Source organism: Lysobacter capsici, from assembly GCF_014779555.2.
Lineage (GTDB): Bacteria > Pseudomonadota > Gammaproteobacteria > Xanthomonadales > Xanthomonadaceae > Lysobacter > Lysobacter capsici.
This window is the reverse complement of the sequence record NZ_CP094357.1, coordinates 3,450,502-3,476,124: the sequence shown is the minus strand read 5'-3', so window position 1 is coordinate 3,476,124 and position 25,623 is coordinate 3,450,502. Positions and strand designations below refer to the sequence as shown.

Below are 25,623 nucleotides of genomic sequence, written 5' to 3'. Positions count from 1 at the left end.
TTGATCACGTCACTGGCCACTGCCGGCTCCCAGGAAATTCAGGCCGAACCGGCGCGCGAGGCGTCGGATCAAACCCAGTTCGGACGATCCGCCCTGACGATGCGCGGGCATCGCGGCGGGCGCGGCTTCGGCCAGTCCGGTGGCCAGGGCGACCGCGAACAGCCGCTTCAATTCGGCGTGCGGCGTGGCGGTGGCCTCGGCCAGCGCCGGCAGCGACCACGGACCGCGCAACAGACACCCCAGCGGCAGCAGCCATTGCGTCGGCAACGCGGTCGACGGCATCAGCGGCCAGCCGCGCAGTTGCAGCGGACGCAGCGGATCGACCTGCGCCAGCGGCGCGTCGTGGGCGATGGCGATGTCCCACAGCAAGGATTCCAGCGAATAGCTCTGGGTCACGTCCTGCCGGTATTTCTCGACGTACTGCTTCTGCGTCAGCGCGGTGATGAACCAGTTCGGGCTCATCGCTTCGGCGACCAACTCCGGGTAGGGCATGCGCCGGATCATGTGCATGCGCGAGGCGCCCAGATCGGCGACCAGGCGGAACAGCCCCGATTCGAACAGGTACAGGCCCTTGGGCGCGCTCAACAGGTGTTGCACGAACGGCAGCGCGCCGGCGGCGCTCGTACCGTTGGCCTCGGCGTCGTCGCGGCCGTGGCGCAGGCGTTCGCGCAGGCTGCGTCCGAGCTCGCCGGCCTCGATATTGATGTCGACCGAATGCACCGAATCGGGATCCCACGGCAGACGGCCGATGCGCAACACCGGAATGCCGCGGCGCATCGCCTGCTCGACCGCGTTGCGGCTCAGGCTGGTTTCGGTGCCGGTGACCAGCAGATGCGCGGGGCGATCGCTCCACGCCTGCAGGTCGATCTCGATGCCTTGCTCGCGCAGGCCGACGCACGCGGCATGCAGACGCGCATGCCGCGATTTGTCGAGATCGGCGCTGACGACGAGGTAGCGTTTGGACGATGGCATGCGCGTGTCTCGCATCAACCGGTGGCGGTTATGGCGCGCGGCCGCGCGGCCATCACTTGAAGTCGAGGGTCTTTTCGAACGACTTGAGTTCGTGACGGGCCATCGCCAGGTTGGCGCGCGAGCGGTCCAGCACCACGTACAGGAACAAGGTCGGGTTGCTTTCGAGCGGGCGGATCAGGTGGTACTGCTTGCTCAGGCTGATCAGGACGTCTTCGATGGTGTCGTTGAGGCCTAGCTGCTCGGCGACGCGACGCTTGGCGCGCACCACTTCGGAGTTGCCGGCCGCGGCGACTTCCAGATCGACGTTGCCGCCGCCGGAGGTGGCCAGCGCCATGCCGCTGTCGCTGTCGACCAGCGCAGCGCCGACGAAGCCGGCCAGGTTGTTGAGTTCGTCCAGTTGCAGTTTCGACATGTGCGGCTCCGTTGCGGTTCGATGGGAAGTGCGGTGGGTCGGGCGTGTAGCGGGTGGCGCGGTTGCGGCCGCTGCGCGCATTCGCCGCGCGCGCGCGGATGCGCGCGAGGGCGGCGTATACGGGATCAGCGGCGCGCGAGCAGGGCGCCGATGCGGGTGGCGCAGTCGCGGGTGGCGACCAGCAGCAAGGCCAGGTTGGTGTCGCTGCCGGCCATCGCCAGCAGGGTCAGCGGCTTGGGCGCATCGATGCGGAACAGCACGATGTTGCCGCGCGAGGTGCACACCGTCGCGTAATCGGCGCCGCTGAGCTTGACCTCCTTGGCCAGGGTCTCGCCCAGGGTCAGAAAGGAATTGGCCATCGCCGCGATCCGGCGCGCATCGGCCTGGCCGGATTCGAGTTCGGCCAGCGGCCGGCCGTCGGCGGTGGACACGCAGATCGTGCGCAGGTCCGGCAGCCGCTGCTTGCAGCGCGCGAGTTCCTCCGTCAGCAGTACGCCGAGCGAATTCTCGGTACGGTGGGACGATTCCAGTCGCCCCAACAACAATTCCACCGTGGTTTGCTGCATGTCCTTGCGATCCCCTGAGCACGCTTGACGCAGATTGTGCTGTGACTAATTAGTGTAATAAATCACAAAAAAATATGCATTGCGTCACAGTGTAGGGCAAGTGGCGGACAGGAACCACCGACCCACTGTCAGTTTTTGCAGTCGCTTGCTAACGACCGGATAAGCAAAGTTTTGTTGGTGCTGGGGCGGTTCGAGTCGCGCGAGCGCTGGCTTTGGGGATGCTCCCTGCAGGAGCGGCGCGAGCCGCGACCGCGGCATCAGGCCTTCGGCGCGGGTCTCGATGCAGATGAAGTGTCGCGGTCGCGGCTTGCGCCGCTCCTACAGTCGCGAACGTTGCATCCGGATCGCCGTGATTCAGGGCCGCCCCCTGTAGGAGCGGCGCGAGCCGCGACCGCGTCATCAGGCCTTCGGCGCGGGTATCGATGCAGATGAAGTGTCGCGGTCGCGGCTTGCGCCGCTCCTACAGTCGCAAGCGTCGCAGCCCGGTCGCCGTGGTTCAGGGCCGCCCCCTGTAGGAGCGGCGCGAGCCGCGACCGCGGGACCACGCCTTCGGCGCGGGCATCGATGCAGATGAAGTGTCGTGGTCGCGGCTTGCGCCGCTCCTACAGTCGCGAACGTTGCATCCCGGTCGCCGTGATTCAGGGCCGCCCCCTGTAGGAGCGGCGCGAGCCGCGACCGCGGCATCAGGCCTTCGGCGCCGGTATCGATGTCGATGAAGTGTCGCGGTCGCGGCTTACGCCGCTCCTACAGTCGCGAACGTCGCAGCCCAGTCGTCGTGATTCAGGGCCGCCCCCTGTAGGAGCGGCGCGAGCCGCGACCGCGGCATCAGGCCTTCGGCGCGGGTATCGATGCAGATGAAGTGTCGCGGTCGCGGCTTGCGCCGCTCCTACAGTCGCGAACCTCGCACCCCGGTCGCGGTGATTCAGGGCCGCCCCCTGTAGGAGCGGCGTGAGCCGCGACCGCGGGACAACGCCTTCGGCGCTGGTATCGATGCAGATGAAGTGTCGTGGTCGCGGCTTACGCCGCTCCTACAGTCGCGAACATCGCATCCGGCGATTCGATTGGCCGGCTAGCGGGCCGGGCCCGTGCGCCGACTCAATGCGCCTGCACGCCCAGCAATTCGACCTCGAACACCAGCGAGGCGTCGGGCGGGATCACGCCGCCGCCGGCGCCGTCGCGGCCGTAGGCCATGTCCGGCGGGACCATCAGCACGCGCTTGCCGCCGACGCGCATGCCGGCCACGCCGTCGTCCCAGCCGCGGATCACCCGGCCGGCGCCGAGCAGGAAGCTGAAAGGCTTGCCGTGGTCGTAGGAGCTGTCGAACTTGCTGCCGCGCTTGTTCACGGCCTTTTCGTCGTAGAACCAGCCGGTGTACTGCACGATCACTTCCTGGCCCGACTGGGCGACCGCGCCGGTGCCCGGGCGTTCGTCGATGGTCTGGAACTGGGCGATGCGGCCGCTGAACACCTTCGGCGCGGCGGCTTGCTCTTCTTGCGCGGCCGGACGCTTGCAGGCGCTCAGGCTCACGGTCGCGGCGGCCAGCGCCAAGGCCAGCGGCAAGGCCGCGAGGCCGCGGCGCAGCGCCGAGCGCACACGGCGGGCCGGCAGGTTTGCATCGGCGGACAGATCAGGAACGAAGGACACGCGCGGCCTCGGTTTGGCGATGACGGGTTTACAGCTTAGCCGTTAAGCGCGCGGCGCGGTCTCGGCAAGCGCTTCGGTGGTCGCGCTCTACGCGCGGATGAGGGCTTGCTGCCTAGGGGCCGGCGAAGCGGGCGACGGCCGTCGTTCGCCTTGATCGAGCCGATCGGATGCGCGTCGAGCGATTGCCCGCGAAGCAATCGTGCGATGCGCGCTCGCCCACGGCGGCGCGATGTACCGCGTCGCGTACGTCCAGCGACGCCGCGAACGATCGCCGCCGCGCCAGACCCTGCTCAATCCAGCGCGATCGCGACGATGCGCTGATTGCGCCGCAGAAGAATATTCCCGAGCGCATCTTCGACGCTGTCGCCGAAACGGCGCAGGCTGTCGTCGTAGCCGCCGAAGATCGCGCCGTCGTCGCCGATCAGATAGGTCAGATGCGCGCTGTAGCCCTGGCCGATCGGCAGCAGGCGCTGCTTCGCCGCCGGCTGGTAGCGCTCGCCGGCCCAGGCGCGGTCGAAACGCGCGACCGCGAGGATCGGGTCGAAGACGGACTCATCGGTATCGGCGCCGGACCACGACGGATGGCGCAGGCGCAACCCGGCGAAAGCGCGCGCGAAGCGCAGGCCGCTGGCGAACACGTCGTAGCCGTCGCTCTCCCAGGCGCGTTGGATCGCGCCGACTTCGACGTCGCGATCGTCGCGCCAGCCGTGACGCTGCAGCGCGGCGCGGGTTTCGGGGTCGAACCGCCAGTGCATCGCGATCAGTGCCCGTCGCGCATGCGGCCTTGCGCCGGATCGTCCGGCGTCAGGCTGGCGCCGAACGCGCGCATCGCCTGCGCGGTCGCGGCGTCGGCGGGGAAGAACGATTCGATCGCCACTTCCGACAAGGTCACGTCCATCGGCGTGCCGAACACGGTGGTGGTGCTGATGAAGGCCAGTTCGCCCAGTTCGCTGCGCAGGCGGAACGGCACGGCGACGTGCAGTGACGACGGCAGTTCGGTTTCGTCGTAATCCTCGGGCGCGGGGTAGGCGGCGAGTTCCTCGTACAGCGCCTGCAGCACCGGGTCGCCGGTGGTGTCGATCTGATGCCGCAGCCGATGCAGGATGTGCGCGCGCCATTCGCCGGGATTGACGATGCGCGTGGCCAGGCCTTCGGGATGCAGGCTCGCGCGCAGTACGTTGGCCGGCCGCGCGAGCAGGAAGTCGGGCAGGCCTGCGAGCAGCGGCGCGACCGCGCGGTTGTGCGCGATCAAATTCCAGTGCCGGTCGACCGCCAGCGCCGGATGCGGCTCGTGCCCGTACAGCACCAGTTCGATCGCGGCATGGGCCTCGTGCAGGGCCGGATGGTCGAGGCTGCGTTCGGAATACATCGGCGCCAGACCGGCCGCGGTCATCAGCTGATTGCGCTCGCGCAAGGGCACGTCGAGGCGGTCGGCCAGGCGCAGCAGCATCGCCCGGCTCGGCAGCGAACGGCCGGTCTCGATGAAGCTGACATGGCGGGTCGAGATCTGCGCCAGGCCGGCCAGATCGAATTGGGTCAGACGGCGGCGGCGGCGCCAATCGCGCAGCAGCTCGCCCACGGGGCGTTGATCGTTCATGCCGGCCACGATAGCCCAGCGGCGGTGCGCGTTGGCATTACCTGGCACGTAATCGACCGGCCGCGGGCGCGGGTGTGTGATGGCGTCAAGCAAACACGAACGATCACGACGATCACCCACAGGAGAACGATCATGGCCATTACCTTCCAATCGCAGGCTTCGACCTTGTTGCGCCGCGCATTGGTGCTCGACGCCGGCGTGTCCGGCGCCGCCGGCTTGCTGCAGCTCGCCGCGACCGCGCCGTTGTCGCGCTTGCTCGCGATCGATCCGGGCTGGCTGCGCGGCGGCGGCGCGGTGCTGCTGGCCTGGATGCTGTTCGTGGGCTGGGTGGCGACGCGCAAGCCGATCGCGCCTTCGCTGGCGTGGACGGTGATCGGGGTGAATCTCGCCTGGGTCGCCGGCTCGGTGTTGGTGCTGGTCGAGGGGGCGATCGCGCCGAACGCGCTGGGTCTGACCTTCGTGCTGGCGCAGGCGGCGGTGGTGGCGGTGTTCGCCGAGCTGCAGTTCTTCGGGTTGCGCCGCCAACTCAAGGCGGCGTGAGGCGAGCGGACAGCCGACAAAAGTAGTCGCCTCGTCAGCGGTTTTCTGTGATGCGCACGAAGATTTCCATTGTCGCAACACGTCGTGGCAAGCGTATTTCTGACAGGTAGACCCTTGCGGAAACGCGGTGCTATAAGGCCGGTACTGTGCGGTTTTCGCCGCGCAGTCCACCGTTGCGTACTGATACGTACTCATAGACAAGGAGATGAGAGATGGCAAGGTTGCTCCGCGCTGCTCGTGTCGCTATGAACATCCATCCCAACGAAACCAGCAGCCTGTGGAAGACGTGGCCGCTGTGGGTGGAATTCTGATCCTGGGCTCTATCCGCACGTTTGCCTGACGCGTTCAGGACGATGTGATCAGGACGATGTGAACAAGGAGGGCGGCCGATCGCCGGTCGCCTTCCTCTCAGACAGAGGCGCTCCTTGACCACCCAACCCGATCCCGCGGACGATCCCGCGGCGCGCCTGCTCGAGCGCGTGCGTCGCGAAGGCCCGGTGCTTCCGTTGCCCGGAGGCGTCGTCGGCATTTTCAGCCCGGCCCTGGCCAACAAGGTCGACAAGATCAATTCCGACGATCTCAAGGTCATCGATTCGCTCGCCGACGTGCTCGGCATGCGCAAGTCCGAACCGGTGACCTGGCGCGAAGTGCGCACCCTGTTGACCGAGCGCAGCGGCGCCCTGGTCACGCCCGGACAGATGCGCGCATTGCACCAGCGCATGCAGGCCTATCTCGGTGAACACACCGGATCCGAGCAAGACCTGACCAAGCTGATGTGGCGCACGGTGTCGCGCGCGCTGATTCCGCTGGCGATCGACGGCATCGACGGCCGCGATCTGCGCACCCTGATCGCCGAGCAGGAACTGCGTTTTCGCGTCCAGCTCGAACAACACGTGCCGTTGTGGCGGCGCATTCCGGATTTCCTGCTGCACCGCGCGGCGACGCGGGCGATCACGCGGCAGATCAAACAACGTGTCGCGCGTGGCGAATCACGCGACGACTTCACTCAGCCCTTGCTCGGGTTGGTCGATCGCATCGGGGTCGATCGCGTCACTTACTTGGTCACGGTGCAAATGATCGCGATCTCCGGCGTGCCCGGCATGATGGCGGCCTGTCTGGTGTATGCGATGTCGCAGTACCCGCAATGGCGCGAGCACCTGCAGGAGGAAATGGACGCGCTGGAGTGGGAGGAGTTGTACACCCTGCCGATCCGCAAACTCCCGCACACCATGCGCTTCATCAAGGAAGCGATGCGGCTGTGGACGACGCCGTTCGTGACCCGGCGGGTCGCCCAGCGCGACATCGAGCTCGACGGCGTGTCGGTCAGGAAAGACCAGATCTACGAGTTGAGCTCGTACATCCTGCATCACTCCGAGGAGTACTGGGACGAGCCGGAAGTGTTCGATCCCGACCGCTGGCTGTCGTCGCGACGGCAGGAAGCCAAGGGCGCCTACGTGCCGTTCGGTTTCGGCCCGCGCTCGTGCGTCGGCGCCTCGGTCGGGCATGCCCAGTTGGTGTTGTTCTGCGCGATGATGGTCCGCGACTTCCGCTGCGATCTCAGTCCGGTGCATGCGCCGTGGATGCGCAAGGAAGGCTTCGCGGTGCCGACCGATTTCGTCGGGGTGGTTTCGCCTCGCCCGCGTTGAGCGCTTTATGCGCTCGTGCATCGGCCTGGCGCGATGCGACGGTGCGCCGCGCTCAGTCCGGCGCGTTCGGTCCCGGGCCGCTGTAGTCGACCTGCACGATCGCGAACCGCGCCATGCCGCCGGGCAGCATCGCTTCGAATTCGTCGTCGACCCGGCGCTTGAGCATCGCCCGCGCCAGCGGCGAATCGATGCTGATATGGCCCAGGCGCGCGTCGGTTTCGTCGGGGCCGACGATCCGATACCGCGCCAGCTCGCCGTCGGCGACTTTCTCCACCTCGACCCAGGCGCCGAAGAACACCGACTGCGGGTCGCTCGGCGTGGTCTCGATCACCCGCAGCAGCGGCAGGCGCTTGCTCAGGTAACGCACGCGCCGGTCGATTTCGCCGAGCTGCTTCTTGCGATAGGTGTATTCGGCGTTTTCCGAACGATCGCCCTCGGCCGCCGCGGCGGCCAGGGCTTTGACGACTTCCGGCCGGCGTATCCGCCACAGGTCGTCGAGTTCGTGCTTGAGCCGCGCGTGGCCCTCCCGCGTGATCAGGGCCGTGCCGTGTTCGGCGGGAGGACGCCAGCGACCCATGTCGGCCTTACTGCGCCGCGCTTGCGCGCTTGAGGCTGAGGTTGGCCTGCGAGGTGATCGCCTTGCCCTCGGTGTCGAGCTGGCGGATTTCCTCGTGCGAGACGACCTCGAACAGGCGATCGGGATCGGTCTTGCTGTTCGGATCCAGGCGCAGGCGCTTGCCGTCTTCCTCGGCGGTCCAGGTGCCGTCGCCCTTGGCGGCGCCGTCCTTCTTGCCCTGGTAGGTCTCGTCGATGGCGTAGCTGCCGTCGGCCTTGAATTCGATCTTGGTGTCGATGCCGCTGCAGTCGGCGCAGGGCAGGGTGCCGCTGAAGCTGCCGGCGAAGGCGGCGACGTCGAAGCCGGGCTTGGGCGCTTCGGCGACCGGGGCGGGCTCGGGCGCCGGCGCGGGTTCGGCGGCCTTGGCGGTTTCGGCCGGCGCGGCCGGCGCTTCGGCGGGCTTGTTGCAGGCGCTCAGTGCGAGCGCGGCGAGGCAGGCGAGAGCGAGCAGTTTCTGATTCATGTGCGGCTTCCTGTGCAATGAGTGGAAACGAACGGGTGTCGGGTTGAAACGAGCGATGCGGTCGCGTGTGCGGGCGCTCTCAGCGCTTGCCGCCGAAGATGCCGCCGAGCAGGCCGCGCAGGATCTGCCGGCCGACCTGGTTGCCGACGGTGCGCGCGGTCTGCTTGGCCATGGCCTCGACCATGCCCTGGCGGCGCTTGGTGCCGAACACCGCGTCCTTGACCGCCTGACCGAAGCCGCCTTCTTCCTGATCGTCCTGTTCGCGGGTCTTGGCCGGCGGCGTCTGCGCCTGTTCGGTCGCGGCCTGGGCGCGCTGCAGCAGCATCTCGGCGGCGGACTCGCGGTTGATCGCGGTGTCGTACTTCGGCCCGATCGGGCTGGTCGCGCGCACCTGGGCGCGTTCGGCCTCGGTGATCGCGCCCATGCGGCAGCGCGGCGGCGCGATCAGGGTGCGTTCGACCGGCATCGGCACGCCCTTGTCCTGCAGGGTCGAGACCAGCGCCTCGCCGGTGCCGAGCTGCGAGATCGCCTCGGCCACGTTCAAGGCCGGGTTCGGCACGAAGGTTTCCGCCGCGGTCTTGACCGCCTTCTGGTCGCGGGGGGTGAACGCGCGCAGCGCGTGCTGCACCCGGTTGCCGAGCTGGCCGAGGATGTTGTCGGGGATGTCGTCGGGGAACTGCGAGCAGAAGTACACGCCCACGCCCTTGGAACGGATGATGCGCACGACCTGTTCGACCCGCTGTTGCAGCGCGGGCGGCGCATCGTCGAACAACAGATGCGCCTCATCGAACACGAACACCAGCTTGGGCTTGTCGATATCTCCCACTTCGGGCAGCTGTTCGAACAGTTCCGACAGCAGCCACAGCAAAAAGCTGGAGTACAGGCGCGGCTTGAGGATCAGCGAATCGGCGGCGAGCACATTGACCACGCCGCGGCCGTCGGTATTGGTGCGCATCAGGTCGGCCAACTGCAGCGCCGGTTCGCCGAAGAAATGATCGCCGCCTTCCTGCTCCAGGCGCAGCAGCGAGCGCTGGATCGCGCCGACCGACTGGGTGCTGACCAGGCCGTAGCTGGTCGAGATGTCCTTGCGCTCGTCGGCGACCAGGCCGAGCAGGGCGCGCAGATCTTCCAGATCGAGCAGCAGCAGGCCGCGGTCGTCGGCGAGCTTGAACACGATGTCGAGCACGCCGGACTGGGTGTCGTTGAGTTCGAGAATGCGCGCCAGCAGGGTCGGGCCCATTTCGCTGACCGTGGTGCGCACCGGATGGCCGAGCTTGCCGAACAGATCCCAGAACACCACCGGGCTGGCGCCCGGGGCCCAGTCGGCGATGCCGATCTCGGTCAGCCGCGATTGCAGCTTGTCGTTGGCCGCGCCGGGCATCGCCAGGCCGGCCACGTCGCCTTTGACGTCGGCCAGGAACACCGGCACGCCCTGGCGCGAAAAACCTTCGGCCAGGGTCATCAGGGTGACGGTCTTGCCGGTGCCGGTGGCGCCGGCGACCAGGCCGTGACGATTGCCGAGCTTGGTGTGCAGGTAGACCAGGCCGCTGTCGGGCGTGGTGACGGCCTTGCCGAGCAGGATGTCGTTCGGGCGTGCGTCGGGGGTCGGGGCCATGTCCGCGTCCGTGGTTCGAGTGGGAGCAAGCCGCCGATTCTAGCGGCAGGCGTGGGTGGTTCGTGAACGCCGGCGGCGTGTCGATGGCCGTCAAGACCGCCGAGCCACTCGCCACGCACGGAAAACCCGATCGCGTCGCAGTTCTTGCCGCGCGCGGACCCGCGCCGTTACCCTGGCCCCCCGCAACAAGGACCTGCCGCGCGCCCTCATGCCCGTTTCCTTAAGCTTCGCTTCGTTCAATGGCCGCGCCTTGTTCGCGCCGCTCGCCGTCGCACTGGCCCTGTGCTGTCTCGCTCCCGAAGCCGCCGCGTTGTCCAAGCGCGATCAGGCCGCGGTCGACGCGCTGACCCAACGCATGCAATCGGCCGAGACCCGCTACCAGTCGGCCCTGGTCAAGATCCGCAACGCCGATCCCAGCGGCCGCCAGGACAGCGACGCCGCGCTGGAGGACATGGAGGACGTGATCGCAGTCTGCCTGAAGCAGAAGGGCTGCCAGGTCAACACCATGCTGGCCGGCTACAAGCGCCTGCTCAAGGCCAACGCCGACGCCTCGGCGGTCAGCAACGAAGACAGCGACGACGCCACCGCGCTGGACAGCGACAACTTCGCCGCCGACGTGCCTGAGGCCGCGCGCGCGGCCGCGCTGCTCAGCGACGACGGCCAGCGCTTCGTCAAGATGGTCCAGTACAACCCGGCGGTGCAGGCCGGCATCCGCCGCTGGCTGACCGACATGCGCGGCCCGCTGATGCAGAGTTACGACAACTATCAGTACATGCGCCAGATGATGTGGCCCTCGTTCGAGCGCGAAGGCCTGCCCGAGGCGCTGCTGTTCGGGATCATGGCCAAGGAATCCAACGGCCGCGTGCATTCGACCTCGCGCGCCGGCGCGGCCGGGCCGTTGCAGTTCATGTTCGCCACCGGCAAGCGCTTCGGCCTGGGCGACGACGGCAGCGGTTTCGATACCCGCTACGATCCGCGCGCGTCCTCGCAGGCGGCGGCGGAATATTTGAACGAACGCCTGGGGCAGCTCAACAACAGCATCGAGATGTCGCTGGCCGCCTACAACGGCGGCGAAGGCCGCGCGCTGCGCATCAACAACGCCAGCGGCGGACGCAATTTCTGGGACGAATCGGTCTACAACCAGTTCCCGGCCGAAACCCGCGACTACGTGCCGATGGTGATCGCCGCGGCCTGGCTGTTCCTGCATCCGCGCGAATACGGCCTGCAGTTTCCGAAGATCGACAACAAGGCGGCGACGATGCGCCTGGTCAAGCCGACCTCGATCTACGAGCTGACCATCTGCATGGGCAGCAGCGGCAGCCGCGACGGCTACATGCGCGCGCTGCGCAACCTCAATCCGCGCTACAAGGGCGAAAGCTACCTGGCCGCGGGCACCACGCTCAACGCCACGCCGAAGATGGTCAGCCTGTACAACCGCTGGTGCGTGCAGGGCAAGCGCGCCGAACTCGCGCGCACCCTGGTGATGAGCGATGCGACCACCGCGATCGTGCGCACCGGCCCGCTGACCGTGTTGCCGGCCGAGGCCACGGGCGAGGACGGCACGGTGCCGGTCACCGTCGCCACCGGCGTGCCGACCACGGTGGCCACCGGCAAGCCGGCGCCGGCCAAGAAGCCCGCCACGCCGCGCACTCACAAAGTCCAGCGCGGCCAGACCCTGACCGACGTCGCGCAGAAGTTCCAGTGCGACACCAAGCAGCTGGCCAAGGCCAACGGCATCAAGGGCCCGCGTTATATGGTCAAGCCGGGGCAGACGCTCAAGTTGAGCGGCTGCGGGGGCTGATCCGCGCCGCGCGCGGGGCGGTGGCCTGACGCATGCACGCACATGGACCCGATGAAGAAGGCTCCGTCGTCGCGGCGACGGAGTCTTGGGTGCCGATAACTCGGGCCTCGCTTCGACGCTGAAGAGCGAAGCACGTTTGCGCGAACGCATCGCCGCCATAATCGACGAAGCCGGTATCGGCCCCGATACCGGAGCCGGCGCGACGCCGGTACGCGGACCCGTCGCGATCACCCAGGATGCAGGCGCATGAATCAGCCGATCGACGATGCCGTGACCGTGCCGCGCGCATGGCTGGCGACGGTGGCCGTTGCGGCCGTGCTCGCGATCGTCGGCGCCTACGCCTCGCCGTGGCTGCATTATTTGTTCAAACCGCTGACCACGCTGCTGATCGTGGCCATGGTCTGGCGCCACGGCGGCGCGGCCGAGCCCGCGTATCGCCGCGCGATCGTGATCGGCCTGCTGCTGTCGACCTGCGGCGACGTGTTCCTGATGCTGCCCGGCGACTGGTTCGTGTTCGGCCTGGGCTCGTTCCTGTGCGCGCACATCGCCTATCTGCTCGGGCTGACGCGGCGTGCGCGCCTGTTCGCGCGGGGCTGGCCGTATCTGGCCTATGCGCTGCTGGCCGGCGCGGTGCTGAGCGTGCTGTGGGCGCATCTGCCGGGCGACTTGCGCATCCCGGTGATCGTTTACGTGACGGTGCTCGCGGCGATGGCGGCGCAGGCGGCGGTGGTATGGCGATGCGGGCGCTCGCAGTCGACCGCGCTCGCGGCGCTGGGCGGCGCGTTCTTCGTCGCATCCGACGCGACGCTTGCGATCGACCGCTTCGCCGCGCCGTTCGGCGCGGCATCGGCGGTGGTGCTGGCGACCTACTGGATCGCCCAGCTGTTGATCGGCTCGTCCGTGCGGCAGTCGGGCCAGCGACGAACCTGACAGGCCATCGCGGCCGCGCTCAAGCCGCGAAGACGCTCTTCCGGGTTAAACCTGTGCGCATCGTGGCTCAATGCACCGCTTCGCGAGCGACCAGCGCCATGAAATCGTCCGGCGGCAAGGGATGGCTGAACAGATATCCCTGCAGCGAGTCGCAGCCCAGGTCGGCCAGCAACCCGGCCTGCGCGGTGGTTTCCACGCCTTCGGCGATGATCTTGAGATCGAGCATCCGCCCCAGTTCGACGATGGCCGACACGATCGCCGCGTCTTCGGTGCCTTGGCTCAAGTCGCGGATGAAGCCGCGATCGATCTTGAGTTCGCGCGCGGGCAGGCGCTTGAGGTAAAGCAGGCTGGAATAGCCGGTGCCGAAGTCGTCGATCGATATCCGCACTCCCAGATCGCTCAGGCGCCGCAGGATCACCAGGCTCGACTCGGGATCTTTCATCGCGGTCGATTCGGTCACTTCCAGGGTCAGCGCGCCGGGTTCCAGCCGGTGCCGCGCCAGGACATCGCGCACCAGATCGAACAGTTCGGTCGATTCGAATTGCGCCGGCGACAGGTTGACCGAGATCCCGGCCAGGACCAATCCGGCATCGTGCCAGACGCGCAGTTGGCGGCAGGCCTCGTTGAGCACCCAGGCATCGAGCTTGACGAGGGTGCCGCTTTTCTCGGCCAGCACGATGAAATGCTCCGGCGGCACGATGCCGCGGGTCGGGTGATACCAGCGAAGCAGCGCTTCGGCGCCGATCAGCGGGCCGTTCGGCGCGCCGTATTTGGGCTGGTAGTGCAATGCGAATTCGTTGCGCTCCATCGCATGGCGCAAATCCTGCATCAGGCTCAGCTGCTCGCGCACGCCTTCGTTCATCGACGGCTCGAAGAATCTGAAGCCGTTGCGGCCGTGTTCCTTGGCGTGGTACATCGCCGCGTCGGCGTTGGTGAGCAGTTCGCGCCCATCCGCGCCGTCTTGCGGGTGGATCGCGATGCCAAGGCTGCCCGACACGCGGATGTGCGTGCCGTCGATGTGGAAGTCCGCGCTCATGACGCCGATGAGTTTCCCGGCCACGATCGCCGCGTCGGCCGGCTCGCCCAGTTCCATCACTACGACGAACTCATCGCCGCCGATGCGCGCCACGGTGTCCTGAGCCCGCAATGCAGCGGTGAGGCGCGCGGCGACCTCGCGCAAGAGGCGGTCGCCCATGTGATGGCCGTACACGTCGTTGACCGCCTTGAAGCCGTCCAGATCGAGAAACATCACAGCGAAGCGGGCGCCGGAACGGGCGCTCTTCTGTACCGCTTCGTCGATGCGGTCCTCCAGCAGCACGCGATTGGGCAGCCGGGTCAGATTGTCGTGCAGGGCGAGGAAAACCAGTTGATCCTTGGCCTTGCCGAGCGAGAACCTCAGCCGCGAGGTGCGCTCTTGCAGGCGCCGATCGAGCACGGCGGTCATCAACGCGATCGCGAGAATCGCGAAAGCGGCGATCGTCACCAAGGTGGCCAGCCATTTCACCGGCATGCCGTTCGGCCCGGCCGCCGTGCAGATGCTGCCTTCCGGGAACCCCGCCGCCTCCATGCCGGTGTAGTGCATGCCGGTCACGGCCAAGCCCATCACCATCGCCGCGACGATGCGCATGCGCCATGCGTCGCGGCTTTCGCCGCGCAACCTGAAAGCGATCCATAGCGCCGTGCCGGCGGCGACCACGGCGACGACGATGGACAAGACGAACCAGAATCGATTCCAGACGATGCCGGGGTTCATCTCCATCGCGGCCATGCCGGTGTAATGCATCGCGGCGATTCCGCCGCCCATGAGCACGGCGCCCAGCGCATGCCGCAGCGGCGGCAGTTCGCGTTGCGTCACCAGCCACAGCGCGAAATTCGAGGCGATGCACGCCGCGATCAGCGAGTAGACGGTCTTGGGCAGGTCGTAGCCCAGCGGTATCGGCAAATGGAATGCGAGCATGCCGATGAAATGCATCGACCAGATGCCGAAACCCATGGCGCAACCGCCGCCGATGCGCCACCACCAGCGCGCCGCGCCGTCGCCATGCGTCGCGCGACCGGCCAACTGGAGCGCGACATACGAGGCGAGCGCCGCGACGACGTATGAGATCGCCACCAGGTATCCGCTGTAGATCCCCTGCAACATGCCACGCCTCTTCGTATGTTGCGCGCCCGCACTCGAGTTCGATCGACGCGCATTGCGGAGCTTGCCCGATGGTACGCGGCCGGCCGGATCGGTCAAGCGCGTCGGTGCATGGGTCGGGCGTTCGCGCGCGGCGGTTGTGCCTGCGTGGTGATTGATGGCGCGGCGATTGGAAACTCAGTGCAGGTTGCCGACGCGTGGAGAGCTTGAGCGGATCAAATCCCGGCTAAATCAGCGCTGGGCCGGCGGCGAATGCCCTTCGCGCGAACGTTTCTCTATTGCGTCGAAGCGCAAAATAAGTGCGATTTTAAGAGGTCGTGATTTCTGACAGGCACGAACCAGGCACCTTGTGCCTGCGAGTTGCGGCATGGTCGCGAGTTACGCCGTGCAAACCGTCGCTGATGTGGAATCGCTAGATGCAACGCCGCACGCCTGCGGCGATTGCATCGGCCTGCGCCCGCGCCGGCATCCACTAGCGATCGTCGCCGCGGCGCGGGTCCGCGCGGCTATCTGGAACGGGCGTCGGTTTCGGCCGGAGTATCGGTGGTGTCGTCCGCGGGTGTTTGGTTCGGCGAGGACACCGCCTCGCGCGCCTTGTTCCACCATTGCGCCGCGGTGGCCTTGGCCTTGCCGGTGCCGTCCTTGACCGAGTCGCTCAGCGCCGCCCAGTCGGCCTGCTCCTCGGCGAAACCGGTCGCGGTGCGCAGCAGTTGCGGGCCTTCGGCGGCGATCATTTCCCAGGTCAAGGTCGCGACCAGGCGCGGCATGAAGATCGCCGAGTCGACATCGCCGCCCTTGGCTTCGACCTTCGCGATCAGCGCGACCAGTTCCTTGCGCACTTCCGCCGGCGCGCTCGGATCGACGCTGAGTTTCTTCAGCGCGCTCAGGCCGTCGCGGGTGCGGCCTTCCTTGAACGCGATGCCGACCGGCGGTATCTGCGCGAACCACGGCTGTCCCAGCAAATGGCCGAGCGCGTCGAAATGCACCTGGGCGCGTTCCCATTCCTGCTCGCTGGCGGCGAAATACGCCAGCGCCGCGTGCAGCACCAGCATGTGTTCGGCCGGAGGCAGATCCTCGCCGGCCTGCTTCGGCAGCGCCCAGGCCTTCTGACCCTCCAGCTTGGCCAGTCCCGGCCATTGTTCGCGCTGGAACACCACCGCGCGCAGCGAGGTCGCCGCGGCGCGATTGAACGCGCTGCACGACTGGCCTTCGACGATGTCGCTTTCGGCCAGGGCGATGGTGTTCTTGTTGGCGATCAGCGCGCCGTAGGCCATCAGCACATGCACCACGCACAGGTCGGCTTCGCTGAAATCGCCCTTGGGCAGGTCGGCGACAGGATTCTTGGACGCCCAGTTTTCGCCGGTCCACCGCAGGCCTTTCTGGTACGCGGCCAAGCCGCCGGGCAGGCCGTTTTCGGACAATCGGCGGTACTGGGTGTAGGCGATTCCGTCGCGCAGTTCGGCCAGTTGTTCGGTTTCGCTCTTGCTGCCGCACGCGGCCAGGGCGAACGTGAGCAGCGCGACGGTCGCGCTCAGGCAAGCCCGGCGCAGCGCCGGGCGGTGGGTCGATGGCATGGTCCCTTCCTTAGGAAAGCGTTGATAAGGTTCAGTCGCTGCGCCGGGCCAGCGCCTGGCCCAGGCGCACCGCGGTTTCCGCGCCCAGGCCCGGGTCCAGCGCGGCCACGCCCGGCGGCAACAGCACGATCACGGTCGAGCCGTAGTTGAAGCGGGCCATTTCGGCGAAACGCTCCAGGGTGACGGCTTCGCCGCGATAGTCCTTGGTGGTGACGATGTCGCCGTAGCGCGGAATCTCCACGCCGCTCCAGACCGTTTCCACGCCCGAGACCAGCAGCGCGCCGACCATCACCATCGCCATCGGCCCGAACTCGGTGTCGAAATGGCAGACCAGGCGTTCGTTGCGCGCGAACAGGCGCGGCACGTTGCGCACCGCGTCGGGGCCGACGCTGAACAAGCGGCCCGGGACATGCACGGTTTCGCGCAGAGTGCCGGCCCACGGCATGTGCACGCGGTGGTAGTCCTTCGGCGACAGGTACACGGTGGCGAACACGCCGTCGCGGAACGGCGCGGCCGCCGCTTCGTCGCCGCCGAGCAGTTCGGTGGCGGTGAACGACTGGCCCTTGGCCTGGAAGATCTCGCCGTCGCGGATCGGCCCGCACTGGCTGATGCGGCCGTCGGCCGGCATCAGCAGCACGCGCGGATCGGGATCGGGCACGCGCGCGCCGGGCTTGAGCGCGCGGGTGAAGAAGGCATTGAAGGTCGGGTACGAGCGCGGATCGGAGTTGGCCGCCTCGCCCAGGTCGACGCCGAACTTGCGCGTCACCGTGTCGATCAGCCAGCGGCTGACGCCGGGACGTTCGGAATAGGCCAGCGCGCGCGCGAGCGACGACATCAGGCGATGCGGCAGGACGTAGGTCAGGGTGGTGACGAGGCTCAAGGCGCGGCCTCCGTCAGCACGGCCATGTCCTTGGCGATCACGTTCGGGTCGAACGGCGGACGCAGCAGCCCGGCCATGCGGCCCTGCGGATCGAGCACGACCATGCTGGCGCTGTGATCGAGCGTGTACTGGTCGGCCGGGGCGCCGTCGGGCGCCGGCACCTTGGCGAACACCATGCTCAGCGACTTGGCGAAGCTCTCCAGCGCCGGGACATCGGCGGTGGCGGCCAGGGTGTCCTTATGGAAGCCGTGGGCGTACTCGCCGATCTTGTCGGGCGTGTCGCGCTCGGGGTCGACCGAGACGAACAGCACCCGCGGCCGGGTCGCTTCGGGAATCAATTCCCAGGCCTTCTGCGCGACCGACATCTGCGCCAGGGTGGTCGGGCACACGTCGGGGCAGTGGGTGAAGCCGAGGAACACCAGGGTCCAGTGGCCCTTGAGTTCGCCGGGGATCAGCTGGGTGCCGTCGGACTGGCGCAGCGAGAACGCGGGCAGGGTGCGGCGCGGTTCGATCAGGCGGACCGCTTCGGTCTGCGGCAGCGAGGCGTGGCGCACGCTGCCGAAATACTTCTGCGAGGCCCACAGGCCGAGCGCGGCGGCGAGCGCGGCGATGAGGACGATGGCGGTGGTGCGATTGAACATGGCGGTTCCAGCGTGTGTGCCGGGCCATGATACCGGCGATCACCCCAACGGCCCGTGCTTTTCCCCCCTTTGCAAAAGGGGGGGGCAGGGGGGATTCGCTTTTAGCTCCGTAGAAACGACGTGCTCCGAGCCAAAAGCGAATCCCCCTCTGGTCCCCCTTTCCAAAGGGAGGAACCCTTCGGGTGGGTTCAACCAGGAGCCGCGAGTTCGCGCCCCGCGGCCCTGCGGCATCCATCGCAAACGCAAGCCAACCCACCCGAAAACCGCGCAATCCCTGCGATAACGCCCGCGCCGCCGGTATACTGCGCGCCTTGTTTCGCCCTGGACCCACCGTGCCCGCTTCCGTCTCCTTCGAATCGCTGACCCTCGTCGACCTGATCCGCTACGGCGCCAGCCGCTTCAGCGCGGCCGGGCTGACCTTCGGCCACAGCTACGACAATGCCCTGGACGAGGCCACCCAACTGGTCCTGCACGCGCTGCACCTGCCGCACGACCTGAGCCCGGTCTACGGCCAGGGCAAGGTCACCACCGAAGAGAAGGACGCGGTCCTGGCGCTGTTTGAGCGCCGCATCGGCGAACGCATCCCGGCCGCCTACCTGACCGGCGAGGCCTGGTTCGCCGGCCTGAGCTTCAAGAGCGACAGCCGCGCCCTGGTGCCGCGTTCGCCGATCGCCGAACTGATCGAGTCGGGCTTCGGGCCCTGGCTCGGCGGCGGCGAGGTCGAGCGCGTGCTGGACCTGTGCACCGGTTCGGGCTGCATCGCCATCGCCACCGCGCATTACCATCCCGACTGGCAGGTGATCGGCGCCGACATCAACGACGCGGCGCTGTCGCTGGCGGCCGAGAACAAGGAACGCCTGCACGCCGGCAACGTCGAGCTGCGCAAGTCCGACCTGTTCCAGGGCCTGCAGGGCGAGGTCTTCGATCTGATCGTGACCAACCCGCCGTACGTGACCAACGACGAAACCGACGCGCTGCCGCGCGAGTATTCGCACGAGCCCGAGCTGGGCCTGCGCGCCGGCGACGACGGCCTGGACCTGGCACTGAAGATCCTGCGCGACGCGCCCGATCACCTCAGTGAGCACGGCGTGCTGATCTGCGAAGTCGGCGAGGCCGAGCGCGCCCTGGTCGAACTGCTGCCGCAGCTGCCGCTGGACTGGGTCGAATTCAAGGTCGGCCAGATGGGCATCTTCGTGGCCCAGCGCCACGATCTGGTCGAACACCACGACGCCATCAAACGGCTCGCCGACGCGCGAGCCTGAGCCACGCGCGTCGGCGGCCGGTAGCGAAAGGCGGTTCACGCCTTTCGCAGCGCCGCGCGTTGCGCTGATCGCCAGCGCTGCGTCCCGGCGCCGAGCCGGTCGGAACTTATCTGTTGTTGACGGGCCCGCTGTTGCTGGGTCCGTCGCACGCGGGTGAGCGCCGGAAGCGACTTTTTCCGTCGAATGCCCGCGGGGTTCGCCCTCCGTGGCGGATGCGCGCGGGCCTTCGTTACAGCGGAAACCGGCCATGTCGGCTATCGTGGCTTGGGCCGGTGGTGCGTTCGCGACGAAGGTTTGCGGGTGTTGGCGGGAGTGTTCATGGCTTGAGACTTCGGCCCCTCACCCCAGCCCTCTCCCGCAAGCGGGAGAGGGAGTAGTGCATCGTCGCTTGGTAGTGACGCGCCTATCCGGGTTTGCCGCGCCTCAAGCTCCCTCTCCCGCTTGCGGGAGAGGGTTGGGGTGAGGGCCAACGCCAAGCCGCCACGACTGCATCACTCGTGGTTCCGAGCCCACACCAATGCTCATTTCCCCTCGCGAACCCCGCGTCATACCATCGAAGCGATACGCGCGACGCAAGCCACGACCCACTTCATAAAAACCACACGCGCAGCACCGAACATTCTTCTTGCCCCACACGCCGGCCGCGACCGGCACGCACCAGGAACCCCGTCGTGTCCAGCAACAGCTTCGGAAAGCTCTTCACCGTGACGACCTTCGGCGAAAGCCACGGTCCGGCGATCGGGTGCGTGGTCGACGGTTGTCCGCCCGGGCTGTCGATCGCGCCGGAAGACTTCCGTCACGATCTGGACCGCCGCGCCACCGGCAAGACCCGCCACACCTCGGCGCGGCGCGAGACCGACGACATCGAAATCCTCAGCGGCGTCTACGAAGGCCGTACCACCGGCACCCCGATCGCGCTGCTGATCCGCAACACCGATGCGCGCAGCAAGGACTACGGTTCGATCGCCGAACAATTCCGTCCCGGCCACGCCGACTACAGCTATTGGCAGAAGTACGGCCTGCGCGATCCGCGCGGCGGCGGGCGTTCCTCGGCGCGCGAGACCACCATGCGCGTGGCCGCCGGCGTGATCGCCAAGAAGTGGCTGGCCGAGCGTTTCGGCGTGGTCGTGCGCGGTTTCATGTCGCAGATCGGCGAGGTCGTGCCGAACGGATACGACTTGTCGGTGGTGGAAAGCAATCCGTTCTTCTGGCCCGATGCGGCCCAGGTCGCCGAGCTGGAAACCTACATGGACGCGCTGCGCAAGTCCGGCGATTCGGTCGGCGCGCGCGTCGACGTGATCGCCGACAACGTGCCGCCGGGCTGGGGCGAGCCGATCTACGGCAAGCTCGACGGCGAACTCGCCGCGGCGCTGATGAGCATCAACGCGGTCAAGGGCGTGGAGATCGGCGACGGCTTCGCCTCGGTCGCGTCGAAGGGCAGCGCGCACCGCGACGAGATTTCCCTGCAAGGCTTCGCCAGCAATCACGCCGGCGGCATCCTCGGCGGCATCAGCACCGGCCAGCAACTGCGTTGTTCGACCGCGTTCAAGCCGACTTCGAGCCTGCGTCTGCCGGGCCGCAGCGTGGATATCCACGGCAACGAAGTCGAGGTGATCACCACCGGCCGCCACGACCCCTGCGTCGGCATCCGCGCCACGCCGATCTGCGAGGCGATGGTCGCGTTGGTGCTGATCGACCAGGCCCTGCGCCATCGCGCCCAGTGCGGCGATGTCGGCACGATCACCCCGCGCATTCCCGCCACGCCGGAGTTCGACGGCGATGTCTGAGCGTGCGCGCGTGTGGGTCTCGCAGCCGCTGTTCGACGATGTGATCGCGCGGCTGGACGAGTATTTCGAGGTGTCGGCGACGACCGCGGTGACCCAGCACGCGCCCGAGGCCGTCGCCGCCGCGCTGCGCGAGGCCGACGGCGCGCTGGTCACCCTCAACGATCCGATCGGCGCGGCGCAGATCGCCGGCGCCACCCGCCTGCGCGCGATCGCCAACGTCGGGGTCGGCTACAACAATCTCGACCTGCCGGCGCTGAGCGCGGCCGGCATTCTCGCCACCAACACGCCCGACGTGCTGACCGAAACCACCGCCGATTTCGGCTGGGCGCTGATGATGGCGACCGCGCGGCGGATTTCCGAGGCCGAGCGCTGGTTGCGCGAGGGCCACTGGCAGCGCTGGAGTTTCGACAGTCTGCTCGGCGGCGACGTGCATGGTTCGACCCTGGGCATTCTCGGCATGGGCCGGATCGGCCAGGCGATCGCGCGCCGCGCGGCCGGGTTCGGCATGCGCACGCTGTATCACAACCGCAGCCGGCTGCCCGAGGCGGTCGAGCGCGAATGCGCCGCGCGCTATGTGAGCTTCGACGAACTGCTGGGCCGCGCCGATCATCTGATCCTGGTGCTGCCGTACTCGCCGCAGTCGCATCATCTGATCGACGCCGCGGCGCTGGCGAAGATGCAGGCGCATGCGACGCTGACCAATATCGCGCGCGGCGGCATCGTCGACGAAAACGCGCTGTGCGACGCGCTCGAACAAGGGCGCTTGGCCGCGGCCGGACTGGATGTCTACGAAGGCGAGCCCCGGCTCAACCCGCGCCTGCTCGAGCAGCGCCGGGTGGTGCTGACCCCGCATATCGCCAGCGGCAGCCTGGCCACGCGCCGGGCGATGGTTTCGTTGGCGGTCGACAATCTGATCGCGGCCTTGGGCCACGGCCCGAATGCCGGCAAGCCGCCATCGCTGTTGAATGCCGGGATTCGAGATTAGGGATTCGGGATTGGGAAACGGAATGCCGCGAAGTGACGCAGCGCTTTTACGACTCCCGATTCCCGATTCCCGCTCCATAGCAACACCCGCCGGAAATGGGTCCGGCGGTCCCCACAAGTCAGGTAACTGAGAACAGATGAACGCCAAGACGTCCTGCAATGTCGCCGTGGTCGGTGCTACCGGCGCGGTCGGTGAAACCATGCTCAAGGTGCTGGCCGAGCGCAAATTTCCGATCGGCAAGCTGCATGTGTTGGCGAGCGAACGCTCGGCGGGAGAGAAACTCGAGTACGAGGGCAAAACCATCGTGGTCGAGGATCTGGCGCTGTTCGATCCGGCCGGCGTGGACATCGCGCTGTTCTCGGCCGGCGGCTCGGTGTCGAAGCAATACGCGCCCAAGTTCGCCGCGGCCGGCGCGGTGGTGATCGACAACTCCTCGGCGTTCCGCTACGACGACGACATCCCGCTGGTGGTCAGCGAGGTCAATCCCGAAGCGGCCAAGAATCGCCCGCGCGGGATCATCGCCAATCCGAACTGCTCGACCATGCAGATGCTGGTCGCGCTGGCGCCGATCCACCGCCAGGCCAAGATCGAGCGCATCAACGTGGCGACCTACCAGTCGGTGTCGGGCACCGGCAAGCGCGCGATGGAGGAACTCGGCAAGCAGACCGCCGCGTTGCTGAGTTTCCAGCAGATCGATCCGCAGGTGTATCCGGTGCAGATCGCCTTCAACGTGATTCCGCACGGCGGCGATTTCACCGACAACGGCTACACCACCGAGGAAATGAAGCTGGTCTGGGAGACCCGCAAGATCCTCGGCGACGACAGCATCGGGGTCAACGCGACCGTGGTGCGGGTGCCGGTGTTCTACGGCCACTCCGAGGCGGTGCATATCGAGACCCGCGACAAGCTCTCGGCCGCGGACGCGCGCGCGCTGCTGGAAAAGGCGCCGGGCGTGGTGGTGGTCGACGAACCGGTCAACGGCGGCTATCCGACCCCGGTTACCCATGCCTCCGGGCAGGACCCGGTGTTCGTCGGCCGCATCCGCGAGGACATCTCGCATCCGCGCGGGCTGTCGCTGTGGGTGGTGTCGGACAACATCCGCAAGGGCGCGGCGACCAACGCCGTGCAACTGGCCGAACTGGTCTGGAACGAGCGCTGATCGCCGGTGGCCCCGCCGGGGCCGGTTGTCGCGGTTGAAGATCGGGCCCCGCGGGGCCCGATCTTGTTTGCGGCGCGCACTCATTCAATGAGCGCGATGGCGACGCCTTGCCAGCGCGGGCTTCGATGCTCCGCATGAAGCCGCGACTCGATAACGTGATCGGCGGCGACAAAGCCGCGTTCCGGCGCCCGGATCGCCCGGCGTTCGCAACGAAATCTTCACTCCGCGTTGCGCATTACGCCCGCCGACCGCTAGAGTCGCCGCCTGACTTTAGGTAATGGGGATCGTCCGCAAGATGTCGTCCGTGAGATCGGGTTTCGCACGCACCGCCCTGGCTCTGGCGCTGGCTCTGGCCAGCGGAGCGGCCTGTGCGCTGGGTCTGGGCCAGATCGAGGTCAAGTCGCGCGCGGGCCAACCCTTGCTGGCGGAGATCCCGGTGATTTCCACCGGACCGGACGAACTGGCGCAGTTGCGCGCCGGCCTGGCCTCGCCGGAAACCTTCCGCCGCATCGGCCTGGACGCGCCGCAGGGCATCGTCACCGACCTGCGCTTCACCCTGGCGCTGGACGCCGCCGGCAAGCCGGTGATCCGCGTCACCAGCACCCAGCCGGTCAATCAGCCGGCGCTGACCTTCCTGATCGAAGTCGACTGGGGCCAAGGCCGCCTGACCCGCGAATACTCCGCGCTGATCGACGCGCCGCGCACGGTGTCCGCGCCGATGCAGCCGCCGATCCAGGCCGCGACCGGCGCCAACCCCAACACCATCGAACGTCCGCTGGAGGCGCCGCTGCCGTTCGGCGCCCAGCCGCAGGCGACCGATCCGCTGGCGGTGGAGAACCAGCTCGACCGCTACGACCCCGGCAGCGTGATCGCGCCGGGCGACCCGCGGGCGCAACCGCTGCCGGCCGAGCCGATCGCGGTCGAGGCCGACCCGGTTCCGGTCCCCGCCGCGCCCGTGCAACCGGCGCCGCAGCGTCCCAACGCCGGCAAGATTCCACGCGAGCCGCGCGAACCGCGCCCGGTCGCGGCCGCGCCGAAGGTCGCCGCCGAAGGCGACATCACCGTGCAGGGCGGCCAGACCCTGTCGGGCATCGCCGCCAGCCTGGGCGGCCCGCACACGCTCAACCAGACCATGATCGCCTTGCTGCGGGCCAACCCCGAGGCGTTCATCGGCAACAACATCAACCGGCTCAGGCAGGGCGCGGTGCTGCGGCTGCCGCCGACCAATCAATTGGCCACGCTCGATCCGCGCGAAGCCAGCGAGCTGGTCCGGGTCCAGGTGCAGCAGTGGCGCCAGGGCGTGGCCAGCGCGCCGGTGCCGCAGCCGATCGGCCTGGAGTCCGACGCGGTCGCCAAGGCGCCGGTCGCGCCGGCGGCCGCCAGCGCGGCGCGCAGCGACGACGCACGTTTGGAAATCGTTCCGCCGGGCGCCAGTCGCGCGACCCAGGCCGGGGCACAGTCCGGCATCAGCGCCGGAGGCGAGGGCGACATGGTCCGTCAGGACATCCAGCAGACCACCGAGACCCTCGCCGCGCGCGAGCAGGAACTGGCCGAGCTCAAGAGCAAGGTCGCCGATCTGGAACAGTTGCAGAGCAAGCAGCAGAAGCTGATCGCGATGAAGGACAGCGAGCTGGCCGCGAGCCAGCAGCGCCTGGCCGAACAGCAGGCGCGCAACGACGGCGGTTCGCCGCTGCCGTGGATCTTCGGCGGCCTGGGCGTGCTGGCGTTGCTGGTCGGCGGTTGGGTGATGAGCCGGCGCGAACCCAAGAAGCCGGCGTTCCGCGCGCCGCTGCCGGCTTCCGACGCGGCGAGCGAGCGCTCCGCGCCGCTGGCCGATCCGGTCGATTCGCTGCGTCGCCGCAGCGAGCCGGCCGCGCCGCTGGTCGATCCGGTCGCGCAATTGCTCGGCGAACCCGCGGCCGACAGTCCGGCCAAACCGGTCGAACCGGTCGAACCGGTCCCGGCCGCGGCGGTCGCCGAGGAAGCGGCCAGCGCGCCGTTCTGGACCGCGCCTAAGGCCGAGCCGCAAACCAAGTCCAAGGTGCCGACCTGGCATTCCAGCGAAGTCGGCGCCAGCCCGGCGCGCAGCGGCGCGGCGCCGGCGCGGGTCGAACCGGCGGTCGCGCCCGCGGCGGCCGTCGCCGCTGCGGCCGCGCCGGTTCAAGCCAGTCAGGCTCCGGCTAGCCCGGCCCCGGCCAATCCGGGCCAGGAACGCATCGAACTCGCCCGCGCCTACCTGGACCTGGGCGATCAAAGCAGCGCCCGCCAGTTGCTCGGCGAAGTGCTGATCAACGGCGACCACGCCGCCCGCCAGCAGGCCGCGCGCCTGCTGCGCGAGATCGAGGCGTCCAGCTGAAGCGCGCCAGCGCGGCGAGCGGGCGGGGCAACCACCG

23 protein-coding genes are annotated in these 25,623 nt (G+C 68.1%); 10 read left to right on the top strand and 13 right to left on the bottom strand.

The features are described from left to right. Window positions 1–9 precede the first annotated feature (9 nt). The 6 genes from IEQ11_RS13990 to IEQ11_RS13965 all read right to left on the bottom strand — a co-directional run bounded on the left by IEQ11_RS13990 (window position 10) and on the right by IEQ11_RS13965 (window position 5,191). The gene (locus IEQ11_RS13990; RefSeq protein WP_191821829.1) at window positions 10–972 is read right to left on the bottom strand and encodes a hypothetical protein; all 963 of its coding nucleotides are present in this window, start codon (window positions 970–972) and stop codon (window positions 10–12) included. Between the two features lie 52 nt (window positions 973–1,024). Beyond that, window positions 1,025–1,384, bottom strand: coding sequence for a roadblock/LC7 domain-containing protein (locus IEQ11_RS13985; RefSeq protein WP_036108591.1), 360 nt, complete (start codon window positions 1,382–1,384; stop codon window positions 1,025–1,027). Window positions 1,385–1,509: 125 nt separating this feature from the next. Continuing rightward, window positions 1,510–1,950, bottom strand: a complete 441-nt coding sequence (locus tag IEQ11_RS13980) for a roadblock/LC7 domain-containing protein (protein WP_051547469.1) — start codon at window positions 1,948–1,950, stop codon at window positions 1,510–1,512. A 1,095-nt stretch (window positions 1,951–3,045) separates the two neighbouring features. Beyond that, the gene (locus IEQ11_RS13975; RefSeq protein WP_247024853.1) at window positions 3,046–3,417 is read right to left on the bottom strand and encodes an FKBP-type peptidyl-prolyl cis-trans isomerase; all 372 of its coding nucleotides are present in this window, start codon (window positions 3,415–3,417) and stop codon (window positions 3,046–3,048) included. Between the two features lie 467 nt (window positions 3,418–3,884). After that, window positions 3,885–4,349, bottom strand: a complete 465-nt coding sequence (locus IEQ11_RS13970; protein ID WP_191821830.1) for an SUKH-3 domain-containing protein — start codon at window positions 4,347–4,349, stop codon at window positions 3,885–3,887. 5 nt (window positions 4,350–4,354) lie between these two features. After that, window positions 4,355–5,191 carry an MmyB family transcriptional regulator gene (locus tag IEQ11_RS13965; RefSeq protein ID WP_191821831.1) on the bottom strand — a complete coding sequence of 279 codons (837 nt, stop codon included), beginning with the start codon at window positions 5,189–5,191 and terminating at the stop codon, window positions 4,355–4,357. 132 nt (window positions 5,192–5,323) lie between these two features. Between IEQ11_RS13965 and IEQ11_RS13960 the strand changes: the two genes are divergently transcribed. After that, on the top strand, window positions 5,324–5,731 hold the full coding sequence (locus IEQ11_RS13960; RefSeq protein ID WP_191821832.1) for a hypothetical protein: 408 nt from the start codon (window positions 5,324–5,326) through the stop codon (window positions 5,729–5,731). A 425-nt stretch (window positions 5,732–6,156) separates the two neighbouring features. Beyond that, window positions 6,157–7,377, top strand: a complete 1,221-nt coding sequence (locus tag IEQ11_RS13955; RefSeq protein WP_191821833.1) for a cytochrome P450 — start codon at window positions 6,157–6,159, stop codon at window positions 7,375–7,377. A gap of 52 nt (window positions 7,378–7,429) precedes the next feature. Here the strand turns inward: IEQ11_RS13955 and greB are convergent, their stop codons facing one another. From greB to IEQ11_RS13940, 3 genes are all read right to left on the bottom strand, one after another. Continuing rightward, the gene (gene greB / locus IEQ11_RS13950) at window positions 7,430–7,954 is read right to left on the bottom strand and encodes a transcription elongation factor GreB (protein WP_046656812.1); all 525 of its coding nucleotides are present in this window, start codon (window positions 7,952–7,954) and stop codon (window positions 7,430–7,432) included. Between the two features lie 7 nt (window positions 7,955–7,961). Next, complete coding sequence (locus IEQ11_RS13945; RefSeq protein WP_191821834.1) at window positions 7,962–8,456, bottom strand: copper resistance protein NlpE; 495 nt, start codon at window positions 8,454–8,456, stop codon at window positions 7,962–7,964. A gap of 79 nt (window positions 8,457–8,535) precedes the next feature. After that, window positions 8,536–10,071 (bottom strand): helicase HerA-like domain-containing protein, encoded by a 1,536-nt coding sequence (locus IEQ11_RS13940; RefSeq protein ID WP_191821835.1) that lies wholly within the window; start codon window positions 10,069–10,071, stop codon window positions 8,536–8,538. Between the two features lie 208 nt (window positions 10,072–10,279). Between IEQ11_RS13940 and IEQ11_RS13935 the strand changes: the two genes are divergently transcribed. The 3 genes from IEQ11_RS13935 to IEQ11_RS13925 all read left to right on the top strand — a co-directional run bounded on the left by IEQ11_RS13935 (window position 10,280) and on the right by IEQ11_RS13925 (window position 12,802). Continuing rightward, a complete protein-coding gene (locus IEQ11_RS13935; protein WP_191821836.1) occupies window positions 10,280–11,872 on the top strand; it encodes a transglycosylase SLT domain-containing protein in 1,593 nt (530 codons plus the stop codon). A gap of 85 nt (window positions 11,873–11,957) precedes the next feature. Continuing rightward, complete coding sequence (locus IEQ11_RS13930; RefSeq protein WP_160309479.1) at window positions 11,958–12,122, top strand: hypothetical protein; 165 nt, start codon at window positions 11,958–11,960, stop codon at window positions 12,120–12,122. Continuing rightward, the gene (locus tag IEQ11_RS13925) at window positions 12,119–12,802 is read left to right on the top strand and encodes a lysoplasmalogenase (RefSeq protein WP_191821837.1); all 684 of its coding nucleotides are present in this window, start codon (window positions 12,119–12,121) and stop codon (window positions 12,800–12,802) included. The genes IEQ11_RS13930 and IEQ11_RS13925 overlap by 4 nt, the downstream gene beginning before the upstream one ends. A gap of 67 nt (window positions 12,803–12,869) precedes the next feature. On the opposite strand, the gene IEQ11_RS13920 is transcribed toward IEQ11_RS13925, so the two are convergent. The 4 genes from IEQ11_RS13920 to IEQ11_RS13905 all read right to left on the bottom strand — a co-directional run bounded on the left by IEQ11_RS13920 (window position 12,870) and on the right by IEQ11_RS13905 (window position 18,037). Beyond that, window positions 12,870–14,942 (bottom strand): putative bifunctional diguanylate cyclase/phosphodiesterase, encoded by a 2,073-nt coding sequence (locus IEQ11_RS13920; protein ID WP_228464627.1) that lies wholly within the window; start codon window positions 14,940–14,942, stop codon window positions 12,870–12,872. A 506-nt stretch (window positions 14,943–15,448) separates the two neighbouring features. Beyond that, window positions 15,449–16,516, bottom strand: coding sequence for a hypothetical protein (locus IEQ11_RS13915; RefSeq protein ID WP_191821839.1), 1,068 nt, complete (start codon window positions 16,514–16,516; stop codon window positions 15,449–15,451). A 31-nt stretch (window positions 16,517–16,547) separates the two neighbouring features. After that, window positions 16,548–17,396: an archaetidylserine decarboxylase gene (gene asd / locus IEQ11_RS13910; protein ID WP_191821840.1), complete on the bottom strand. Its 849-nt coding sequence runs from the start codon at window positions 17,394–17,396 to the stop codon at window positions 16,548–16,550. Next, window positions 17,393–18,037 carry an SCO family protein gene (locus IEQ11_RS13905; protein ID WP_191821841.1) on the bottom strand — a complete coding sequence of 215 codons (645 nt, stop codon included), beginning with the start codon at window positions 18,035–18,037 and terminating at the stop codon, window positions 17,393–17,395. Before IEQ11_RS13905 ends, asd begins: the two co-directional genes overlap by 4 nt. A 332-nt stretch (window positions 18,038–18,369) precedes the next feature. On the opposite strand from IEQ11_RS13905, the gene prmB reads away from it, so the two are divergent. From prmB to IEQ11_RS13880, 5 genes are all read left to right on the top strand, one after another. Further along, window positions 18,370–19,299 carry a 50S ribosomal protein L3 N(5)-glutamine methyltransferase gene (gene prmB, locus IEQ11_RS13900; RefSeq protein ID WP_191821842.1) on the top strand — a complete coding sequence of 310 codons (930 nt, stop codon included), beginning with the start codon at window positions 18,370–18,372 and terminating at the stop codon, window positions 19,297–19,299. A gap of 671 nt (window positions 19,300–19,970) precedes the next feature. Next, window positions 19,971–21,086, top strand: coding sequence for a chorismate synthase (gene aroC / locus IEQ11_RS13895; RefSeq protein ID WP_036108576.1), 1,116 nt, complete (start codon window positions 19,971–19,973; stop codon window positions 21,084–21,086). Further along, window positions 21,079–22,071: a 2-hydroxyacid dehydrogenase gene (locus tag IEQ11_RS13890; RefSeq protein WP_191821843.1), complete on the top strand. Its 993-nt coding sequence runs from the start codon at window positions 21,079–21,081 to the stop codon at window positions 22,069–22,071. Before aroC ends, IEQ11_RS13890 begins: the two co-directional genes overlap by 8 nt. A 136-nt stretch (window positions 22,072–22,207) precedes the next feature. After that, entirely contained in the window at window positions 22,208–23,230 is a 1,023-nt protein-coding gene (locus IEQ11_RS13885) for an aspartate-semialdehyde dehydrogenase (RefSeq protein ID WP_036108573.1), read from the top strand. 295 nt (window positions 23,231–23,525) lie between these two features. Then, window positions 23,526–25,586, top strand: a complete 2,061-nt coding sequence (locus IEQ11_RS13880; protein ID WP_191821844.1) for a motility hub landmark protein FimV — start codon at window positions 23,526–23,528, stop codon at window positions 25,584–25,586. The last annotated feature ends 37 nt before the right edge of the window (window positions 25,587–25,623 follow it).

Coding starts and splice junctions, on each gene's coding strand:
- IEQ11_RS13980 (WP_051547469.1), bottom strand. CDS start 1,950: ATGCAGCAAACCACGGTGGAATTGTTGTTGGGGCGACTGGAATCGTCC.
- IEQ11_RS13905 (WP_191821841.1), bottom strand. CDS start 18,037: ATGTTCAATCGCACCACCGCCATCGTCCTCATCGCCGCGCTCGCCGCC.
- IEQ11_RS13960 (WP_191821832.1), top strand. CDS start 5,324: ATGGCCATTACCTTCCAATCGCAGGCTTCGACCTTGTTGCGCCGCGCA.
- IEQ11_RS13935 (WP_191821836.1), top strand. CDS start 10,280: ATGCCCGTTTCCTTAAGCTTCGCTTCGTTCAATGGCCGCGCCTTGTTC.
- IEQ11_RS13915 (WP_191821839.1), bottom strand. CDS start 16,516: ATGCCATCGACCCACCGCCCGGCGCTGCGCCGGGCTTGCCTGAGCGCG.
- IEQ11_RS13990 (WP_191821829.1), bottom strand. CDS start 972: ATGCCATCGTCCAAACGCTACCTCGTCGTCAGCGCCGATCTCGACAAA.
- IEQ11_RS13985 (WP_036108591.1), bottom strand. CDS start 1,384: ATGTCGAAACTGCAACTGGACGAACTCAACAACCTGGCCGGCTTCGTC.
- IEQ11_RS13885 (WP_036108573.1), top strand. CDS start 22,208: ATGAACGCCAAGACGTCCTGCAATGTCGCCGTGGTCGGTGCTACCGGC.
- IEQ11_RS13925 (WP_191821837.1), top strand. CDS start 12,119: ATGAATCAGCCGATCGACGATGCCGTGACCGTGCCGCGCGCATGGCTG.
- IEQ11_RS13970 (WP_191821830.1), bottom strand. CDS start 4,349: ATGCACTGGCGGTTCGACCCCGAAACCCGCGCCGCGCTGCAGCGTCAC.
- IEQ11_RS13880 (WP_191821844.1), top strand. CDS start 23,526: ATGTCGTCCGTGAGATCGGGTTTCGCACGCACCGCCCTGGCTCTGGCG.
- IEQ11_RS13965 (WP_191821831.1), bottom strand. CDS start 5,191: ATGAACGATCAACGCCCCGTGGGCGAGCTGCTGCGCGATTGGCGCCGC.
- IEQ11_RS13945 (WP_191821834.1), bottom strand. CDS start 8,456: ATGAATCAGAAACTGCTCGCTCTCGCCTGCCTCGCCGCGCTCGCACTG.
- IEQ11_RS13890 (WP_191821843.1), top strand. CDS start 21,079: ATGTCTGAGCGTGCGCGCGTGTGGGTCTCGCAGCCGCTGTTCGACGAT.
- IEQ11_RS13940 (WP_191821835.1), bottom strand. CDS start 10,071: ATGGCCCCGACCCCCGACGCACGCCCGAACGACATCCTGCTCGGCAAG.
- greB (WP_046656812.1), bottom strand. CDS start 7,954: ATGGGTCGCTGGCGTCCTCCCGCCGAACACGGCACGGCCCTGATCACG.